Here is a 14,376-nt window from a genome sequence, read left to right on the forward strand (position 1 = left end):
TTGCGGCACGGCCATCAAGGCTCCCCAGCCAGGCCATGACCCCGTAGACAACCATAGACCAAGGTCAGTCCAACAACGAACCTGAGGCAACCGTGAAACCAATTAGACAACACTTTACTTAACCCCCATTGGGAAGCAGATCGCATTCTCCGACGCATCGGGCGGGGATTCAGACAAGAGGCATCGTAACAATGGCGCGGCGCGCACGGGTTGTCATCCCCGGCGCACCCGATAGCGTTGCGGTGTCGCGCAGAGCGTCACGGCCCTTTCTGCGTTCCTCTGCGTCTTCTGCGGTTCTCTTCCCCAGTTGCCCGGCGTTCCCCGGCCCCCGCCGTAGACGCCACCCCGTTCGTGCGGTTCGTGTGGTTCGAGGACAAATCCTTCCGGCGTCGACGACACGCGGCTTGACAGTAGGCCAATTTGTTCTATCTTTGTTCTCATGCAGGCCGCCCAGCCCCTTCATGATGCGACCACGCTTCGGATGATCGAGGCGATGACGGTGTCGGCCTTTGAGCTGGGCACGGCGGCGGTGGAAATTGCGAAGACTGCCGGCGACAACCTCGACCGCTTCCTCGCCTTCACCGCCGAGTTCCGCCATTGCTTCTTCGCGGTGCGGATGGGCATTCGGCTGAAGGTATTCGGGGTTTCGGCTCCGCGTGGCCCGGCCCGCCCCGCTCTGGAACCGCTTGAGCGCGAACGCCTTGAGTCCTCGGATTACGAGGAACGCCTGGGCATCCCCCGCCGCTCCGAGCCGGAACGGGAGCGTGATCGTGACGCCGAGCCCGTCAGCCTGCCGCAGTTCCTGAAGACGCTCGGGATCGTCTCGGCAAGGGCCGAACAGGCCCGCGATCAGTATCCGGCCCGCATCCGCGAAACCACGCTTCCGACCCTGAAGGCCCTGCTGGCGCAGGCTGACCCGAAGCCGGAACCTGAACCTCGCCGCCCGGGCCCGGCGCTGGCGGTTCTGGCCCGCCCGGCTGTGGCCCCTGCGGCCCGCTCACAGCTGCTGAACTCCGCCCGCGCCGCCCCGGTCATCCCCGGTCGACCGCCCCCGCGCCCTTCGGGGTAGGCCTAACCGCCACAGACCCTTCCCGCTACGCCCATCCCTACGCCACCGTCAGCACCTGCGGATTGGCGCCGTACCGGTTTGCCCCTCGCTCGCCCGGCATCACCGCCAGCTCGACGAACGCCCAGACCAGCACCACGAAGAACCCGAAATCCAGAAAGCCTGCCGGATGGGGCCATACCGCTACGACGGACACCAGGATCAGCGCCGCCCACCAGCCGGACCGCCCCCGGTCATGCAAGCGCTTGGCCAGCACACACGTGCCGCCATAGAAGAACGCCGGATAGGCGATCAGCCCGGTCAGCGTTCTGGCCAGGGGATCCTCGACCAGGGCCTCGAACAGGGCCGCCAGCACCAGCAGCACGACCGCCGCCACCACCGAGGGGGTCCGCGTGGCGCGGCCCTGAGCCGAGAGGAAGAGTTCGCTGACGCTCATGCGGGCTTCAGAGCTCCAGTATCAGGCAAACTCGACCAGAACTTCGTCCGCCGCGACGCTGTCACCGGACTTGACGCTGACCACCTTGACCACGCCATCGCGCTCGGCGCGCAGAATGTTCTGCATCTTCATGGCCTCCAGAACGGCCACCACCTCTCCGGTCCTCACGGACTGTCCCTGAGCGACGTCGATAGAGACCACCAGACCCGGCATCGGCGAAAGCACCATCTTCGAGGTGTCGGCGGCCTTCTTGGGCGGCAACATCTGGTGCAGCTCAGCGGACCGGGGCGACAGCACCATCACGCGAAGGGTCGTGGCGCGGTGGCGGATAACGAAACCCTCGGCGGCAGGCTTTACGGCCACCGTGAAGTCGCGCCCGTCCAGATTGGCGCGGAACACGGCCTGGCCCGGCCGCCACTGGATATCCTCCAGTCTGAGCTTGCGATCCCCCGTCAGGATGGTCAGCCCGCCGTCGACGGCGGTCACGCTCATCGTCTGGTGCAGGGCGCCGGCGACGACCACCCACGCGCTCCGTGTCTGGTCCGGCGCGGCCCGGGCCAGCAAGGCCCGCTGCATGGCCAGCGCCACCCCACTCATCAGATCGCGCTGAGCGTCCGTGGGCGGCAGGCCCTGGAACCCCTCGGGGAATTCGTCCTTGATGTAGTTGGTGCTGAGCTTGCCCGACCGGAACCGCGCCTGATCCATCACGGCGGCCAGGAACGGGATGTTCTGGCCCAGGCCCTCGATGTGGAAGTCCTCCAGCGCGCGGCCCATGGCGTCGATGGCGCCTTCGCGGGTCGGGGCCCAGGTCGAAAGCTTCGAGATCATCGGGTCGTAGAACATCGAGATCTCGTCGCCCTCGCGAACGCCGGCGTCGTTGCGTACGATCACGCCGTCGCCCACATCGCCTTCCTGAGGGGGCGAGTAGCGAACCAACCGTCCGATCGAGGGCAGGAAGCCGCGATAGGGGTCCTCGGCGTAGATCCGGCTCTCCATCGCCCAGCCATTGATCTTCAGATCCTGCTGGCCGAACGACATTCGCTCGCCGTAGGCCGACCGGATCATCTGCTCCACCAGGTCGACGCCTGTGATCAGCTCCGTGACCGGATGCTCCACCTGCAGGCGGGTGTTCATCTCCAGGAAGAAAAAGCTGCGGTCCTGGCCGGCGACAAATTCCACGGTGCCGGCGCTGTCGTATTGCACCGCCCGGGCCAGAGCCACGGCCTGATCGCCCATGGCCTTGCGGGTGGCTTCGTCCAGCAAGGGGCTGGGCGCCTCCTCGATAACCTTCTGGTTCCGGCGCTGGATCGAGCACTCGCGTTCGAACAGGTGAACCACATTGCCGTGCTTGTCGCCCAGCACCTGGATCTCGATGTGGCGCGGGCTTTCGATGAATTTTTCAATGAAAATACGATCGTCGCCGAAGCTGGACTTGGCCTCGGAGCGCACAGCCGGGAAGCCTTCCTCCACGTCCTGGCGGTTCCAGGCGACCCGGATGCCCTTGCCGCCCCCGCCGGCGGAGGCTTTCAGCATCACCGGATAGCCGATCTCCTCGGAGATACGGACGGCATGCGCCGTGTCATCGATCTCGCCCACGTGGCCTGGCACCACCGAGATCCCGGCTTTCACGGCGAACTTCTTGGACTCAATCTTGTCGCCCATAGCCTCGATGGCATGCGGGTTCGGACCGATAAAGGTGATCCCCTCAGCCGCCAGCCGTCGCGCGAAGCTGGCGTTCTCCGACAGGAAACCAAAACCCGGGTGGACCGCCTCAGCCCCGGTCTCGCGAACGGCGGCCACGATCTTGTCTGCGACAAGATAGCTCTCCGACGCAGGCGCCGGGCCAATGAAGACGGTCTCGTCGGCCATTTCGACCGCCATCGAGTCCGCGTCCGCCTCTGAATAAACGACGACGGTCTTGATCCCCATCCTGCGGCAGGTCTTGATGATCCGGACAGCGATCTCGCCCCGGTTGGCGATGAGGATTTTCGAGAACATTCTGCCCCTTACGCAGCAAATTTCACAGCAGCCCTGGCGGCGAAGACCTCAAGAGTAATGACGACAATCATTTGACGCTGACTCCCATCTTCCACGGGGCGTCGCGGAACACTAGATTGGCGAACATGAGCACACCAGCAATCTCCCCGTCCGGATTTTCTCTGTCTCCGCCTGACGCTGAGGAACGCAAGCGCCTCGAAGCCGGCCTTACGCGTGAGGAAGCCGAGGTTCTGCTGCATCACGGCACCGAGGCGCCCTTCTGCGGCGGCCTGCTCGATCAGAAGGATACCGGTATCTACTGCTGCCGTCTGTGCGCACTCCCGCTATTCCAGCACAAAACCAAGTTTGAAAGCGGCACCGGCTGGCCCTCGTTCTGGGCGCCGATCGATGAAGCGCATGTCACCGCTGTGCGCGACACGTCTTACGGGATGGTCCGCATTGAAACGCTCTGCGCCCGCTGTGGCAGCCATCAGGGCCACGTGTTTCCTGATGGCCCGCCGCCTACCCGCCTCCGGTACTGCATCAACTCGATCTCGCTGGAGTTTGTGCCCGACGGCGGGACCCTGCGCGATCCGCTTGGGCGCGGAGACAATGCCGGACTGCAAACGGCCTAGGTACGACCGTGGAGGGGCTGCAGCGCACTTCGCTCTGGTCCTCCGGCCTGTGGGGTGTGATCGCCGTCGTGATCATGGTTGTCTGGGTTGCCCGCGAGAATATCGCCGAGGACACAGCGACAGATCGAGGCCCGTTCAAGTCGATCATTGACGCTGCATCGGCTGACGAGCGCGCCCTGGTCGAGACCCTGCTGACCGAAAGCTATGGCGTGCTGCGATCTCCAGCCTTCACCCGCAACCTGCTGTCGCTGGGTGATCACTATCCGGTGATCTACGCCAGACCGGACAAGCAGGACGCTACCGTCGCCGACCTCGCGCGCGAGGTCGCGCTGGAGCCTTTCGGGTCACGCTACGCCCCAGCCATGGTCCAGATCGTCGGGCGGCAGGCTGGACCTGACCCCATGCGTTACCATGCCAGCGCGGGCGAAGGCGTGGGCTTTGGGCGATATGCGGAGATGACCTTCGGCCGCCTTCTGCTGGACCAGTTCCGCTCGACCGACCTCGTGGAACGATCCTGCGCGGTAAACGCGACCGCCCATGAGTACGCGCACACCATCACGCTCACGCCCATCGGATTCCGCAACGCCTTCACCGACACGCGGGTGAACCAGTCACAGATTCCGGACCGGCGATATCCCGGGACGCCCATCGCAAGCTACCTGATCGGAGCCGTCGCCCAGTGCACCTGGCTTCAGGACAAGGGCCGCATCGATGCGTCTGACTTCGGCGCCTGCGTGGAGGTCTTCGGCGTCAGCGCGTTCAGCGGCCCTCGCTGCACGGCCTTCGCTCAGGGCCAGGCGGTGACGCCCAGACCGGGCCTGCCCCGGATGCCGCCGCCACTCTAGTCGGCGCTATCCTCGCCCCTTGTTGGCACAATGCGATTCCGTCGTGTCCGCGCGATGGCGCCGCGCGGGAGCGGGTGATCATGGCCGTCGGAACCCAGCAGGTGGTCGAGGACCTTGAACAGGAAGGCGGTCGACCAGCCTATCAGCAGCATCCCGTTCACCGCTTCAAGCACCCCGACGACCCGCCACCCTTCGGGCAGCAAGGGGCCCGCTTCGCCGACGGTGGAATAGGCATTGGCTGAGAAGTAGAGCGCCTGTTCGACGGTGGGCAGCAGTCCAAGAAACAGGTAGGCGAAGGCGTAGATCCAGATCTCGACGCCGTGCAGCACAAACAGACCCAGCACGATACCCAATGGCACAAGCAGCCGATCCAGATGCAGCCAGGCGGTGGTGAAGCGCTTGAGGTGCAACCCGACCAGCGACATCAACAGGTCCAGGCCCAGCAGGTGTGTGATCACCGTCGTCGCAACGAGACCGGTTGAGACCAGGAGCTCATGCGCCAGCGTCGTCATCAACCCACAGAGTCCAGGCGCTCGACCGCCTCGAGCTTCGACCAATCTCGCAGGTTATGGTCTCGGCCGCTTTGACCTAAAGCATATGCAGGCCGCCGTGGCCGCGCCTACAGAGGTATGTTGTCGTGCTTCTTCCAGGGATTCGACAGCGTCTTGCCCTTCAGGTTCCTGAGCGCATTGGAAATCCGCCGGCGCGTCGAGTGGGGCATGATCACATCGTCGATGTAGCCGCGTGAGGCGGCCACGAAGGGGTTGGCGAACTGGGCCTGGTATTCGGCGGTCCGGGCCGCAATGGCGTCGGCGTCGCCGATCTCGGAGCGGAAGATGATCTCGACCGCCCCCTTGGCGCCCATCACGGCAATCTCGGCGCTGGGCCAGGCATAGTTGATGTCACCGCGGATGTGCTTGGAGCTCATCACGTCATAGGCGCCGCCATAGGCCTTGCGGGTAATGATGGTGATCTTGGGCACGGTCGCCTCGGCGAAGGCGAACAGCAGCTTGGCGCCATGGCGGATCAGGCCGCCCTGCTCCTGCTTGGTGCCAGGCATGAATCCCGGAACGTCCACCAAAGTGATCAGCGGTATGTCGAAGCAGTCGCAGAACCGCACGAAACGCGCGGCCTTGCGGCTGGAATCTATGTCCAGAACACCTGCCAGAACCTGCGGCTGATTGGCGACGATGCCTACAGGTTGGCCATCGATGCGGGCGAACCCCACCACAATGTTCTTGGCGAAGTCCGGGCTGATCTCGAAGAAATCGGCCTCATCCACGACCTTCAGGATCAATTCCTTCATGTCGTAGGGCTTGTTGGGATTGGCGGGCACCAGGGTGTCGAGCGACATCTCGTCGCGACCGGGCTCGTCGTAGCTTTCGCGGACGGGCGGCTTCTCGCGGTTGGACAGCGGCAGGAAGTCGACCAGGCGACGGACCTGGGTCAGAGCTTCCAGATCATTCTCGAACGCGCCATCGGCGACGCCGGACTTCATCGCGTGGACGCGGTAACCACCCAGATCCTCGTGGCTGACATCCTCGTGGGTGACGGTCTTCACCACATCCGGGCCGGTCACGTACATGTAGGACGTGTCCTTCACCATGAAGATGAAGTCGGTGATGGCCGGCGAATAGACGTCGCCGCCTGCGCACGGGCCCATGATCACACTGATCTGCGGGATAACGCCCGAGGCCAGGGTGTTTTCGAGGAAGATGTCGGCATAGCCGCCCAGCGCGGCCACGCCTTCCTGGATGCGCGCGCCGCCCGCATCAAACAGGCCGATGATCGGCGCGCCGACCTTCATGGCCTGACGCTGGACCTTCAGGATCTTCTCGGCGTGGGCGCTGGAGAGCGATCCGCCAAACACAGTGAAGTCCTTGGAGAACAGAAACACCGTCCGGCCATTGATCCGGCCCCAGCCGGTAACCACGCCGTCGCCCATGATCCGGTTGTCGGCCATGCCGAACTCGTTGATCCGGTGCTCGACGAACATGTCGAACTCTTCGAACGAGCCTTCATCCAGCAGCAGGTCGATGCGCTCGCGCGCCGTCAGCTTGCCCTTGGCGTGCTGACTGGCGATGCGTTTTTCGCCGCCGCCCATGCGCGCTTGTTCGCGACGCGTCTCAAGCTCTGCCAGAATGTGCTTCAAGTCGCCGCCCGCCCTTCACGTAACTGACGCGAAGCCCTAGTCGTGACGGCTCGGCGAGGCAAGATCACGCGGGGTGAGCCAGGTAGATGACCATGCTGATCGTGACGGGTTCGGTGACGGCCAGGACCGACACCTTCGAAGCCCTGCTTGAGGCAGCCCTGGCCCACGTGGCGCGCTCGCGTACCAAGCCCGGCTGCCTGACCCACGGCGTCCACGTGGACTGCGAGGACCCCATGCGGCTGTTCTTCTACGAGGAATGGGCGGATCGGGCGGCGCTGGACGCCCACTTCGCCGAGCCGGGGTCGGGGGAATTCATGGCCGCGGTAAAGGCGCTGGCGCAAGCGAGCACGCGAGTGCGGAGCCTGCCCGTAGAGCCACGGGGTCAGGCCGCCAGCCCCCTGAACCACTGATCCACCATGCTGGCCTCCACCCGAAGCCGGGCAACGCGTTCGGCGGCTTCAGCGTCAATGCCCCACTGGTCTTCCTGGAAGGCCTCGTCGACGCGGGAGAGGTCGAAGGCCTTGCCACCGCTCAACCAGCCCCGCAGCACCGCGATCGACAGCACCGCCGAGCCATAGAGCGGCACGGCGAAGGCCAGGCCGGCCAGGGCGAAATCATCGAGCGAAAGCGCGATCTCGCGAACACGCGTCAGGGTCTGGGGCGGCTGGGGCCGATGGACAATCCCGATGCAACGCTCGAACTGCAGGCCCTCTTCTGCTTCGGCCCGCGCGAGCACGGGCTCCCAGGCCTCGCTCTGCCGCCCGACCAGGGTCGCAGGCGCTTCGGCGAAGTAGCAGACGAGATCAGAGGCCGCATAGTCCGCGATCTGGTCGGCCACCCCCTCGCGCGATCCGCCGATGGTCTCGATGGCGGTATTGGCCAGGCGGGTGGCGTGCATGGTCGCCATTTCGATGACGTCGGTCTGAGCGTCCCATTCTGCCGCGATCTGGTCGGCCATAGCGCGGGTGGGCAGGATCAGCGGGGCGGCACGCGGAGTCTTCAGGGTGCGTCCGTCCAGCCGGATGCCGTGACCGCCGTCGACCTCAACGACCGTCACCGCCTTGTAGAACCGCCGGGGCTTTTCCTGCGGCTCGTGGAAGCCTTTGCGCAAGTCCAACGTCATACTCCCGACGGAATGCCCGCCCAAGGCCGTGGAATGGGGACTAACCGCATCAACTGCAAGTAACACCGGCCTACGAGGCGTGTTCCAGTACCTTCAGCGGCGCGTCCGGAACGGCTCGGGATCGGCCTTGTTCTGGTCGAACCCGAAGCGCTCGAATCCGGCGCGCATCTCCCTGCTGATCGGCGCCTCAAGCGCCAGCGTGCCCCGTGACGGATGCGGCAGCACCAGACGACGCGCATGAAGCTGAAGCTTCAGCCCATCGGAAAGCGCCTGGGACGCCAGCGTGTTGTACTTCGGGTCGCCCACGATCGGATGACCCAGGAAAAGCATGTGCGCCCGAAGCTGATGGGTGCGTCCGGTATGGGGCCACAGCGCCATCCAGGCGGCGCGCGGTCCGGCGCGGGCCAGGGTCACGTATTCGGTCTCGGCGGTCTCCGCCCTTGGATCGCTGAGGTCCGCCGGCGCCATCATCTCGCGGTCGCCCATGCCCTGCTTGGCGAGCGAACGGTCAATCGTACCCTCGCCCGGCTTGGGAAAGCCTGTGACAATCGCCCAGTAGATCTTCTGCGCCCGGCGTTTTGCGAATGCGCCGGCCAGTTGGGCGGCGGCCTGTGGGCCCTTGCCCATCACCAGGACGCCCGACGTGTCGCGGTCCAGTCGGTGCACCAGCCGCGGCCGGTCAAGACCCTCCCCCCAGGCCGAGAGAAGGCCATCTACATGCCGGGTGGTCTTGGTCCCCCCCTGGACCGCCAGCCCGGAGGGCTTGTTGATCGCGAGAACCTCATCATCCTCGTAAATCACCAGTGACCTGATGAAAGCGGCGTCGCGAGGATCGATCTGTCCCTTCTCAAGCGCTGGCGGCGCGTCCGGCAGAGGCGGCACGCGGATCTGCGCCCCGGCGGCCAGCCGGGTGTCTGGTTTCGCGCGCGCGCCATCCACGCGGATCTGGCCGGAGCGCGTGAGCTTCTGCAGCTGGATGTGGTTCAGGTGCGGCCAGCGGCGTTTGAACCAGCGATCAAGGCGCACGCCATCCTCACCCGCGTCCACGAAGAGGGTGCGGACCTCCCTCATGCGAACAGCCGCCGGATGAGCCACAGGCCGGCGAACAGGGCCGCGACGGACAGAACGACCGAGCCCAGGCTATACGTCGCCGCCTGTAGCCAGGCTCGCCGATCGATCATGGCGACGACGTCAAGAGAATAGGCCGAGAAGGTGGTGAAGCCACCCAGTACGCCGACGCCCAGCAACAGCCGCAGCTTCTCCTGATCAGGCCCGCCACGGATCGCGAGCAGGCCGGCCAGCGCACCCATCAGGAAACCCCCGAGCACGTTGACGGCCAAGGTTCCATAGGGCCAGGCGGCGCCGAACATCCGAAGGGTCTGGAGACCGATCAGGTACCGCGCCACCGCACCCGCTGCGCCGCCCACCGCCACCAGGACAAGAGTGTTCATCCGAGGACTTATGCGACGCTACGGCTGGCTTTGCCAACTCGGCGATCAGATGAGAGCGCGGAGCGTCTCACGAAGTGCGCGGGCGTCGTAGGCATCCTGGCCCCGCGGGCGCTCGCCCCGGCCCATCAGCACCTCGATGGTCGTTGACACCGAAGGGCCGCCGCCCAGATCGAAGCTCGTGCCCACGCCCAGGCTGACACCGCTCCGGCGCCCGTAGCTGCCGCTTCCCACGCCAAGACCGATGCGGGGGCCTCGATCCGGCTGTTCCTCCGTCACCCGGTCAGCCACCCGGAACCAGTCGTAACCTTCGGCAAGTGCCAGATCGGCGGCCCGGATCAGGGCAAGGTCGGCCACGCGCTGCGGGGTTGCGCCGGGGCCACCGCGAAAGGTGATCCGGTAGCGTCCCGGCTCGACGCGATATTCGGAGTAGCCGACAGATCTTGGGCCGGCGGCGGCCTGGTAGAGTTTTTGCGGCGTGGCGCAGGCGTTGAGGGCGAGGCCGGCCAGCAGAGCGATGACAAGGTGTTTCATGGGCGAGCCTCCCGCTGGCGAAACCGCTATCGGTTCAAACCTGTATACACCCGGATAGACAGTTTGGCAGCGCCGCTCATTCGAGCCCGAGCTTGGCGATCAACGCGGCCATATCGGAAGGTGGCTTCGCCTCCAGCCGCCGGGTTCCCCCGGCAGGATGAGGGAACGACAGCGCGCGGGCGTGCAGCATGAGCCGTGAAACCGCCTCCCCGTCGACGACCAGGGCGCCGCCATAACGGACGTCGCCGGCGATCGGGCGGCCCAGGGCGGCCAGATGCACCCGCAGCTGGTGCATACGGCCGGTCTCCGGGTCCAGTTCCATGAGGGCGGCGCCTTTCGCGCTCGCCAGGGTACGGTAACCTGATCGGGCGGTCTCGGCGTCGGGATGATCCGCGGTGCAGACGCGCATGTAAGCCTCCCTGCCTTGCTCATCCCGGCGTAGCGGCAGGTCGATCACGCCCGTTGCCGGATCAGGTGGGCCGGGGGTCACGATGGCCAGGTAAGTTTTAGAAAATTTTCTCAACATCAATGCCTTGCCGAGAAATCCTGCGGCTGGCTTTGTCTTGGCGGTCAGGATTACACCAGAGGTGTCACGGTCCAGGCGGTGGATCAGGCGAGGTCGCGCCTTCCCGGGTCTGGCGAAGGCCCACAGCAGTTCGTCCAGCGTATGGACCTGCCCTCGCCCGCCCTGGCTGGACAGGCCCGAAGGTTTATTAAGGGCCAGGATCTCGGCGTCCTCGTAGAGCACGAGGCTCTTTACGAAGGCGATCTCGTCGCGGCTGAGCTGGACCGGTTTTAGGGGTTTCACACCCTCACTTAGCGGAGGACGCCCGCCTTCGCCATCCGTGCCGAGTACCAGATGAAGAACAGGCAGCCAGCGAGGATCACCCCGTTCAGGATCAGCACCTGCTGACCCATGATCTCCCGCCCATTGCTGAGCAGGTGAGTGTGGAGGAGGCTGCCGACCAAGCCGGCCAGGGAGGCCCAGAACACCGGCGCGGCCCAGCGCGACCGGGCGAACAGCAGCACCGTACCCACAATGGCGCCCCACACGCCCAAGGCCCAGCACACTGTCACCCAGGTCGGCATGGCGTGGAAGTAGACGATCTGGGGCTCGGTCATGCCCGACGCCTTGAGATAGGCGTCCCCCTGAAGCTTGCTCATCGTATAGTCGTAGGCGCCGAATCCGTTCCAGAGCACGCCCAGAATCGCCACCAGCCAGAGGTGCCAGGGCGTGCGAGCCGTCGCGGTATTGTCGGTGGTATCCGTCACCATGCTTCCCCCGAAGTTGACCCAGGGAGAGGCTAGTCCTGATCAGACAATCCGACAATGGCGCCCGCGCCGGGGTCAAGTCTTGCGGTCGGCCCGCATCCCCGCCCAGCGCTCCAGCCGCTCCTTGATCCGGGCCTCGGAACCCTCGCCTTTCGGCTTGTAGAAGGTGCGGCGCTCCATCCCGTCCGGGAAGTAGTTCTGACCCGAGAACCCCTCCGGCGCATCGTGATCATAGGCATAACCCTTGCCGTAGCCGAGATCCCGCATGAGCCGGGTCGTGGGATTGCGGATATGCGCCGGCGGCATGAGCGAGCCGGTCTCCCTGGCCGCCTTCATCGCCGCACCATAGGCCGCATAGACTGCGTTGGATTTGGGCGCGCAGGCAAGATGGACGACCAGCTGCGCCAGCGCGATCTCGCCCTCAGGAGAACCGAGGAAGTCGTAGGTGTCCTTCGCCGCATTGGCGAGCACCAGCGACATCGGGTCGGCCTCACCAATATCTTCCGCCGCCGCGCGGACCAGGCGTCGCGCCAGAAACAGCGGATCTTCGCCCCCGGCCAGCATGCGGGCCAGCCAGTAGAGCGCCGCGTCCGGATCAGACCCCCGGATGGATTTGTGGAGCGCCGAAATGAGGTTGTAGTGCTCCTCCCGATCCTTGTCGTAGGCAGGGCTGCGCTTCTGCAGGACCTGACCCAGGTCCTTGGTCGACAACGGCAGGGCGGAACCGATGTTGAGAAGGGTCTCGGCCAAGGTCAGCAGATAACGCCCGTCGCCGTCGGCCAGCGCCACCAGCGCCGCACGGGCATCAGGTTCCAGCGCGAGGGCGCGACCCTCATGAGCCTCGGCCTTCTCAAGCAGGGCATGCAGGGCCTCGTCATCCAGCCGCTTGAGCACATAGACCTGGCAGCGCGAAAGAAGAGCGCCATTCAGTTCGAACGAAGGGTTCTCTGTGGTGGCGCCCACCAGAGTGACCGTGCCCTCCTCCACAAACGGCAGGAAGCCATCCTGCTGGGCGCGGTTGAAGCGGTGGATCTCGTCCACGAACAACAGCGTCGCCTGGCCGGCGGCGCGGCGCATCTTGGCGGCCTCGAAGGCTTTTTTCAGATCGGCCACGCCCGAAAACACCGCCGAGAGTTGCTGAAACTCATAGCCAGCCGACTTGGCCAGCAGCCGCGCGATCGTGGTCTTACCGGTGCCCGGCGGGCCCCACAGGATCATCGAGGACAGACGCCGCGCCTGCGCCATGCGACCGATTGGCCCGTCCGCGCCGAGCAGATGGTCCTGGCCCACGACCTCGTCCAGCTGCTGCGGGCGCAGCCGGTCGGCCAGGGGCGAGGGTTGCTGCGGCGTCAGGCCCGCCGCTTCAAAGAGATCGGCCATAGTCCCGGACCTACCACAGATCCCCGAGACGTCAGATGCGGAACGTCGCCGTAATCTGTTGACCGTTGCGCTCGATGGTCACCTGCCAGGCGGGGGCGGCCGTGCCCGCCGCCACAGCCAGATCACGCACGGTTTCGATCTTCCGTCCGTTGACCTGGCGCACGATGTCGCCGGGTCTCAAACCTGCATTCATGGCCAGACCCCGCCCCAGTTTCGAGACCAGAACCCCCTGCCCGGCGAAGGTATCCAGACCCAGTTCATCGGCCACGGCCGGGGACAGGTTCACCACGGTGGCGCCGTCAAAAGGATTGCGCCCAGACAGCGTTCGCTCGTCACGGGCCGGAGTGGCTGGCGGCGGTTCTGCCCGGAGCGACAGTGTCTGCTCCTGCCCGCCCGCGCGGTGGACCACCAGCAGGAGTGTTTCGCCGGGCCGATGGTTACGGATCGCAAAACTGAGCGCGCCCGTATCCGCAACCGGCTTGCCATCGGCCTGCAGGACCACATCGCCCTGTCGCAGACCCGCCCGCGCCGCAGGGCCGTCGGGCCAGAGATCGGCGATCAACGCGCCCTGCGGACGCGCCAGCCCCAGGCTACGGGCGATTTCCGGCGTTACGCTCTGTGTCCGCGCACCCAGCCAGGGCCGCACCACGCTGCGCCCGCCACCTACAGCAGTCTCCACCGCCCGACGCACCACAGAGGCCGGGATCGCAAATCCCACGCCCGAAGAAGACCCCGACCGCGAAAGGATGAAGCTGTTCACGCCGATAAGGTCGCCGTCCATGTCCACCAGCGCACCGCCGGAGTTGCCGGGATTGATGGCGGCGTCGGTCTGGATGTAGGCCAGCCCGCCCTCCCCGTTCGGGTCGGTGCTCCGGTCAAGTGCGGATATGATGCCGTTGGTCACTGTCTGGCCGACACCGAACGGGTCGCCAATGGCCAGCACGAGGTCGCCCACCTGAGCGTCGCCGGAATCGTCCATCGCCAGCACCTCCAGCCGCTCTCCGGCAGGAATGTCGATCTTCAGGATCGCCAGGTCGGTGCGGGGATCGGCCAGCAGGACGCGCGCCGGAAACTCGCGACGGTCGGACAAGGCGACCGTAATCTCCTGTCCGTCAGCGACGACGTGATTGTTGGTGACGATGACGCCATCGGCCCGGACGATCACCCCGGACCCCAGCGACTGCGCCACCCTGGACTGCGGTACGCCACGACCGAACAGTTGCCAGAACGGGTCGACCTGCTGGCGCACCATTCGCTTGGCCGAAATGTTCACGACGGCTGGCGCGGCCCGCTTCACGACCGGCGAGAAGGACGACTTCATCTGCATCGCGTCCTGCGGCGGGGCGCGATTGGGCTGGCTGAATGCGGGTTGAGCCGCTGCATATCCGGGCGCGATGCTGGCGCTCACAAGTGTAAGGGCGGGGATCAGGGCGAGCAGACGTCGCATCGGGTCTCCGGGGTTTTCAAACCGCGCCCTTGTCTGCCGGTTTTCGGGCGCAATGATGGCG

General features: G+C 65.6%; 16 protein-coding genes. 4 read left to right on the plus strand and 12 right to left on the minus strand.

The window, feature by feature from the left end:
- Positions 1-481 precede the first annotated feature (481 nt).
- The gene (locus tag ACIQ3B_RS09525; RefSeq protein ID WP_397401935.1) at positions 482-1,069 is read left to right on the plus strand and encodes a hypothetical protein; all 588 of its coding nucleotides are present in this window, start codon (positions 482-484) and stop codon (positions 1,067-1,069) included.
- 37 nt (positions 1,070-1,106) lie between these two features.
- Here ACIQ3B_RS09525 and ACIQ3B_RS09530 read toward each other — a convergent pair whose 3' ends face one another.
- The gene (locus ACIQ3B_RS09530) at positions 1,107-1,502 is read right to left on the minus strand and encodes a DUF805 domain-containing protein (RefSeq protein ID WP_397401937.1); all 396 of its coding nucleotides are present in this window, start codon (positions 1,500-1,502) and stop codon (positions 1,107-1,109) included.
- A 21-nt stretch (positions 1,503-1,523) separates the two neighbouring features.
- Positions 1,524-3,500 (minus strand): acetyl-CoA carboxylase biotin carboxylase subunit, encoded by a 1,977-nt coding sequence (locus tag ACIQ3B_RS09535; RefSeq protein WP_397401939.1) that lies wholly within the window; start codon positions 3,498-3,500, stop codon positions 1,524-1,526.
- Between the two features lie 125 nt (positions 3,501-3,625).
- Here ACIQ3B_RS09535 and msrB point away from each other — a divergent pair, with 125 nt between their 5' ends.
- Complete coding sequence (gene msrB / locus ACIQ3B_RS09540) at positions 3,626-4,114, plus strand: peptide-methionine (R)-S-oxide reductase MsrB (protein WP_397401941.1); 489 nt, start codon at positions 3,626-3,628, stop codon at positions 4,112-4,114.
- Between the two features lie 8 nt (positions 4,115-4,122).
- Positions 4,123-4,959 (plus strand): hypothetical protein, encoded by an 837-nt coding sequence (locus tag ACIQ3B_RS09545; protein ID WP_397401943.1) that lies wholly within the window; start codon positions 4,123-4,125, stop codon positions 4,957-4,959.
- Here ACIQ3B_RS09545 and ACIQ3B_RS09550 read toward each other — a convergent pair.
- Together ACIQ3B_RS09550 and ACIQ3B_RS09555 are read right to left on the minus strand one after the other, a co-directional pair.
- Positions 4,956-5,471 (minus strand): hypothetical protein, encoded by a 516-nt coding sequence (locus tag ACIQ3B_RS09550; protein WP_397401945.1) that lies wholly within the window; start codon positions 5,469-5,471, stop codon positions 4,956-4,958. The two genes, ACIQ3B_RS09545 and ACIQ3B_RS09550, sit on opposite strands and share 4 nt — an antisense overlap.
- A 107-nt stretch (positions 5,472-5,578) precedes the next feature.
- Positions 5,579-7,111, minus strand: coding sequence for an acyl-CoA carboxylase subunit beta (locus ACIQ3B_RS09555; protein WP_397401947.1), 1,533 nt, complete (start codon positions 7,109-7,111; stop codon positions 5,579-5,581).
- An 86-nt stretch (positions 7,112-7,197) separates the two neighbouring features.
- On the opposite strand from ACIQ3B_RS09555, the gene ACIQ3B_RS09560 reads away from it, so the two are divergent.
- Positions 7,198-7,521: a putative quinol monooxygenase gene (locus ACIQ3B_RS09560; protein WP_397401949.1), complete on the plus strand. Its 324-nt coding sequence runs from the start codon at positions 7,198-7,200 to the stop codon at positions 7,519-7,521.
- Here the strand turns inward: ACIQ3B_RS09560 and ACIQ3B_RS09565 are convergent.
- The 8 genes from ACIQ3B_RS09565 to ACIQ3B_RS09600 form a co-directional block, all read right to left on the minus strand.
- Entirely contained in the window at positions 7,494-8,228 is a 735-nt protein-coding gene (locus ACIQ3B_RS09565) for an ATP12 family chaperone protein (protein WP_397401951.1), read from the minus strand. The two genes, ACIQ3B_RS09560 and ACIQ3B_RS09565, sit on opposite strands and share 28 nt — an antisense overlap.
- Positions 8,229-8,327: 99 nt before the next feature.
- On the minus strand, positions 8,328-9,305 hold the full coding sequence (locus ACIQ3B_RS09570; protein ID WP_397401953.1) for an RluA family pseudouridine synthase: 978 nt from the start codon (positions 9,303-9,305) through the stop codon (positions 8,328-8,330).
- Positions 9,302-9,685, minus strand: coding sequence for a fluoride efflux transporter CrcB (gene crcB, locus ACIQ3B_RS09575; RefSeq protein ID WP_397401955.1), 384 nt, complete (start codon positions 9,683-9,685; stop codon positions 9,302-9,304). Before crcB ends, ACIQ3B_RS09570 begins: the two co-directional genes overlap by 4 nt.
- Positions 9,686-9,730: 45 nt before the next feature.
- Positions 9,731-10,216, minus strand: a complete 486-nt coding sequence (locus ACIQ3B_RS09580) for a CC0125/CC1285 family lipoprotein (protein ID WP_397401957.1) — start codon at positions 10,214-10,216, stop codon at positions 9,731-9,733.
- A gap of 76 nt (positions 10,217-10,292) precedes the next feature.
- On the minus strand, positions 10,293-11,024 hold the full coding sequence (locus tag ACIQ3B_RS09585; RefSeq protein WP_397401959.1) for an RluA family pseudouridine synthase: 732 nt from the start codon (positions 11,022-11,024) through the stop codon (positions 10,293-10,295).
- Between the two features lie 8 nt (positions 11,025-11,032).
- Positions 11,033-11,491, minus strand: a complete 459-nt coding sequence (locus ACIQ3B_RS09590) for a hypothetical protein (protein ID WP_397401961.1) — start codon at positions 11,489-11,491, stop codon at positions 11,033-11,035.
- A 72-nt stretch (positions 11,492-11,563) separates the two neighbouring features.
- Complete coding sequence (locus tag ACIQ3B_RS09595) at positions 11,564-12,868, minus strand: replication-associated recombination protein A (protein WP_397401963.1); 1,305 nt, start codon at positions 12,866-12,868, stop codon at positions 11,564-11,566.
- A 31-nt stretch (positions 12,869-12,899) separates the two neighbouring features.
- Entirely contained in the window at positions 12,900-14,315 is a 1,416-nt protein-coding gene (locus tag ACIQ3B_RS09600; protein WP_397401965.1) for a Do family serine endopeptidase, read from the minus strand.
- Positions 14,316-14,376: the final 61 nt, after the last annotated feature.

Source organism: Phenylobacterium sp. (assembly GCF_044358365.1).
In the GTDB taxonomy this organism is placed as follows: Bacteria; Pseudomonadota; Alphaproteobacteria; order Caulobacterales; family Caulobacteraceae; genus Phenylobacterium.

Coding starts and splice junctions, on each gene's coding strand:
- ACIQ3B_RS09600 (WP_397401965.1), bottom strand. CDS start 14,315: ATGCGACGTCTGCTCGCCCTGATCCCCGCCCTTACACTTGTGAGCGCC.
- ACIQ3B_RS09580 (WP_397401957.1), bottom strand. CDS start 10,216: ATGAAACACCTTGTCATCGCTCTGCTGGCCGGCCTCGCCCTCAACGCC.
- ACIQ3B_RS09595 (WP_397401963.1), bottom strand. CDS start 12,868: ATGGCCGATCTCTTTGAAGCGGCGGGCCTGACGCCGCAGCAACCCTCG.
- crcB (WP_397401955.1), bottom strand. CDS start 9,685: ATGAACACTCTTGTCCTGGTGGCGGTGGGCGGCGCAGCGGGTGCGGTG.
- ACIQ3B_RS09560 (WP_397401949.1), top strand. CDS start 7,198: ATGACCATGCTGATCGTGACGGGTTCGGTGACGGCCAGGACCGACACC.
- ACIQ3B_RS09570 (WP_397401953.1), bottom strand. CDS start 9,305: ATGAGGGAGGTCCGCACCCTCTTCGTGGACGCGGGTGAGGATGGCGTG.
- ACIQ3B_RS09535 (WP_397401939.1), bottom strand. CDS start 3,500: ATGTTCTCGAAAATCCTCATCGCCAACCGGGGCGAGATCGCTGTCCGG.
- ACIQ3B_RS09530 (WP_397401937.1), bottom strand. CDS start 1,502: ATGAGCGTCAGCGAACTCTTCCTCTCGGCTCAGGGCCGCGCCACGCGG.
- ACIQ3B_RS09590 (WP_397401961.1), bottom strand. CDS start 11,491: ATGGTGACGGATACCACCGACAATACCGCGACGGCTCGCACGCCCTGG.
- msrB (WP_397401941.1), top strand. CDS start 3,626: ATGAGCACACCAGCAATCTCCCCGTCCGGATTTTCTCTGTCTCCGCCT.
- ACIQ3B_RS09550 (WP_397401945.1), bottom strand. CDS start 5,471: ATGACGACGCTGGCGCATGAGCTCCTGGTCTCAACCGGTCTCGTTGCG.
- ACIQ3B_RS09525 (WP_397401935.1), top strand. CDS start 482: ATGATCGAGGCGATGACGGTGTCGGCCTTTGAGCTGGGCACGGCGGCG.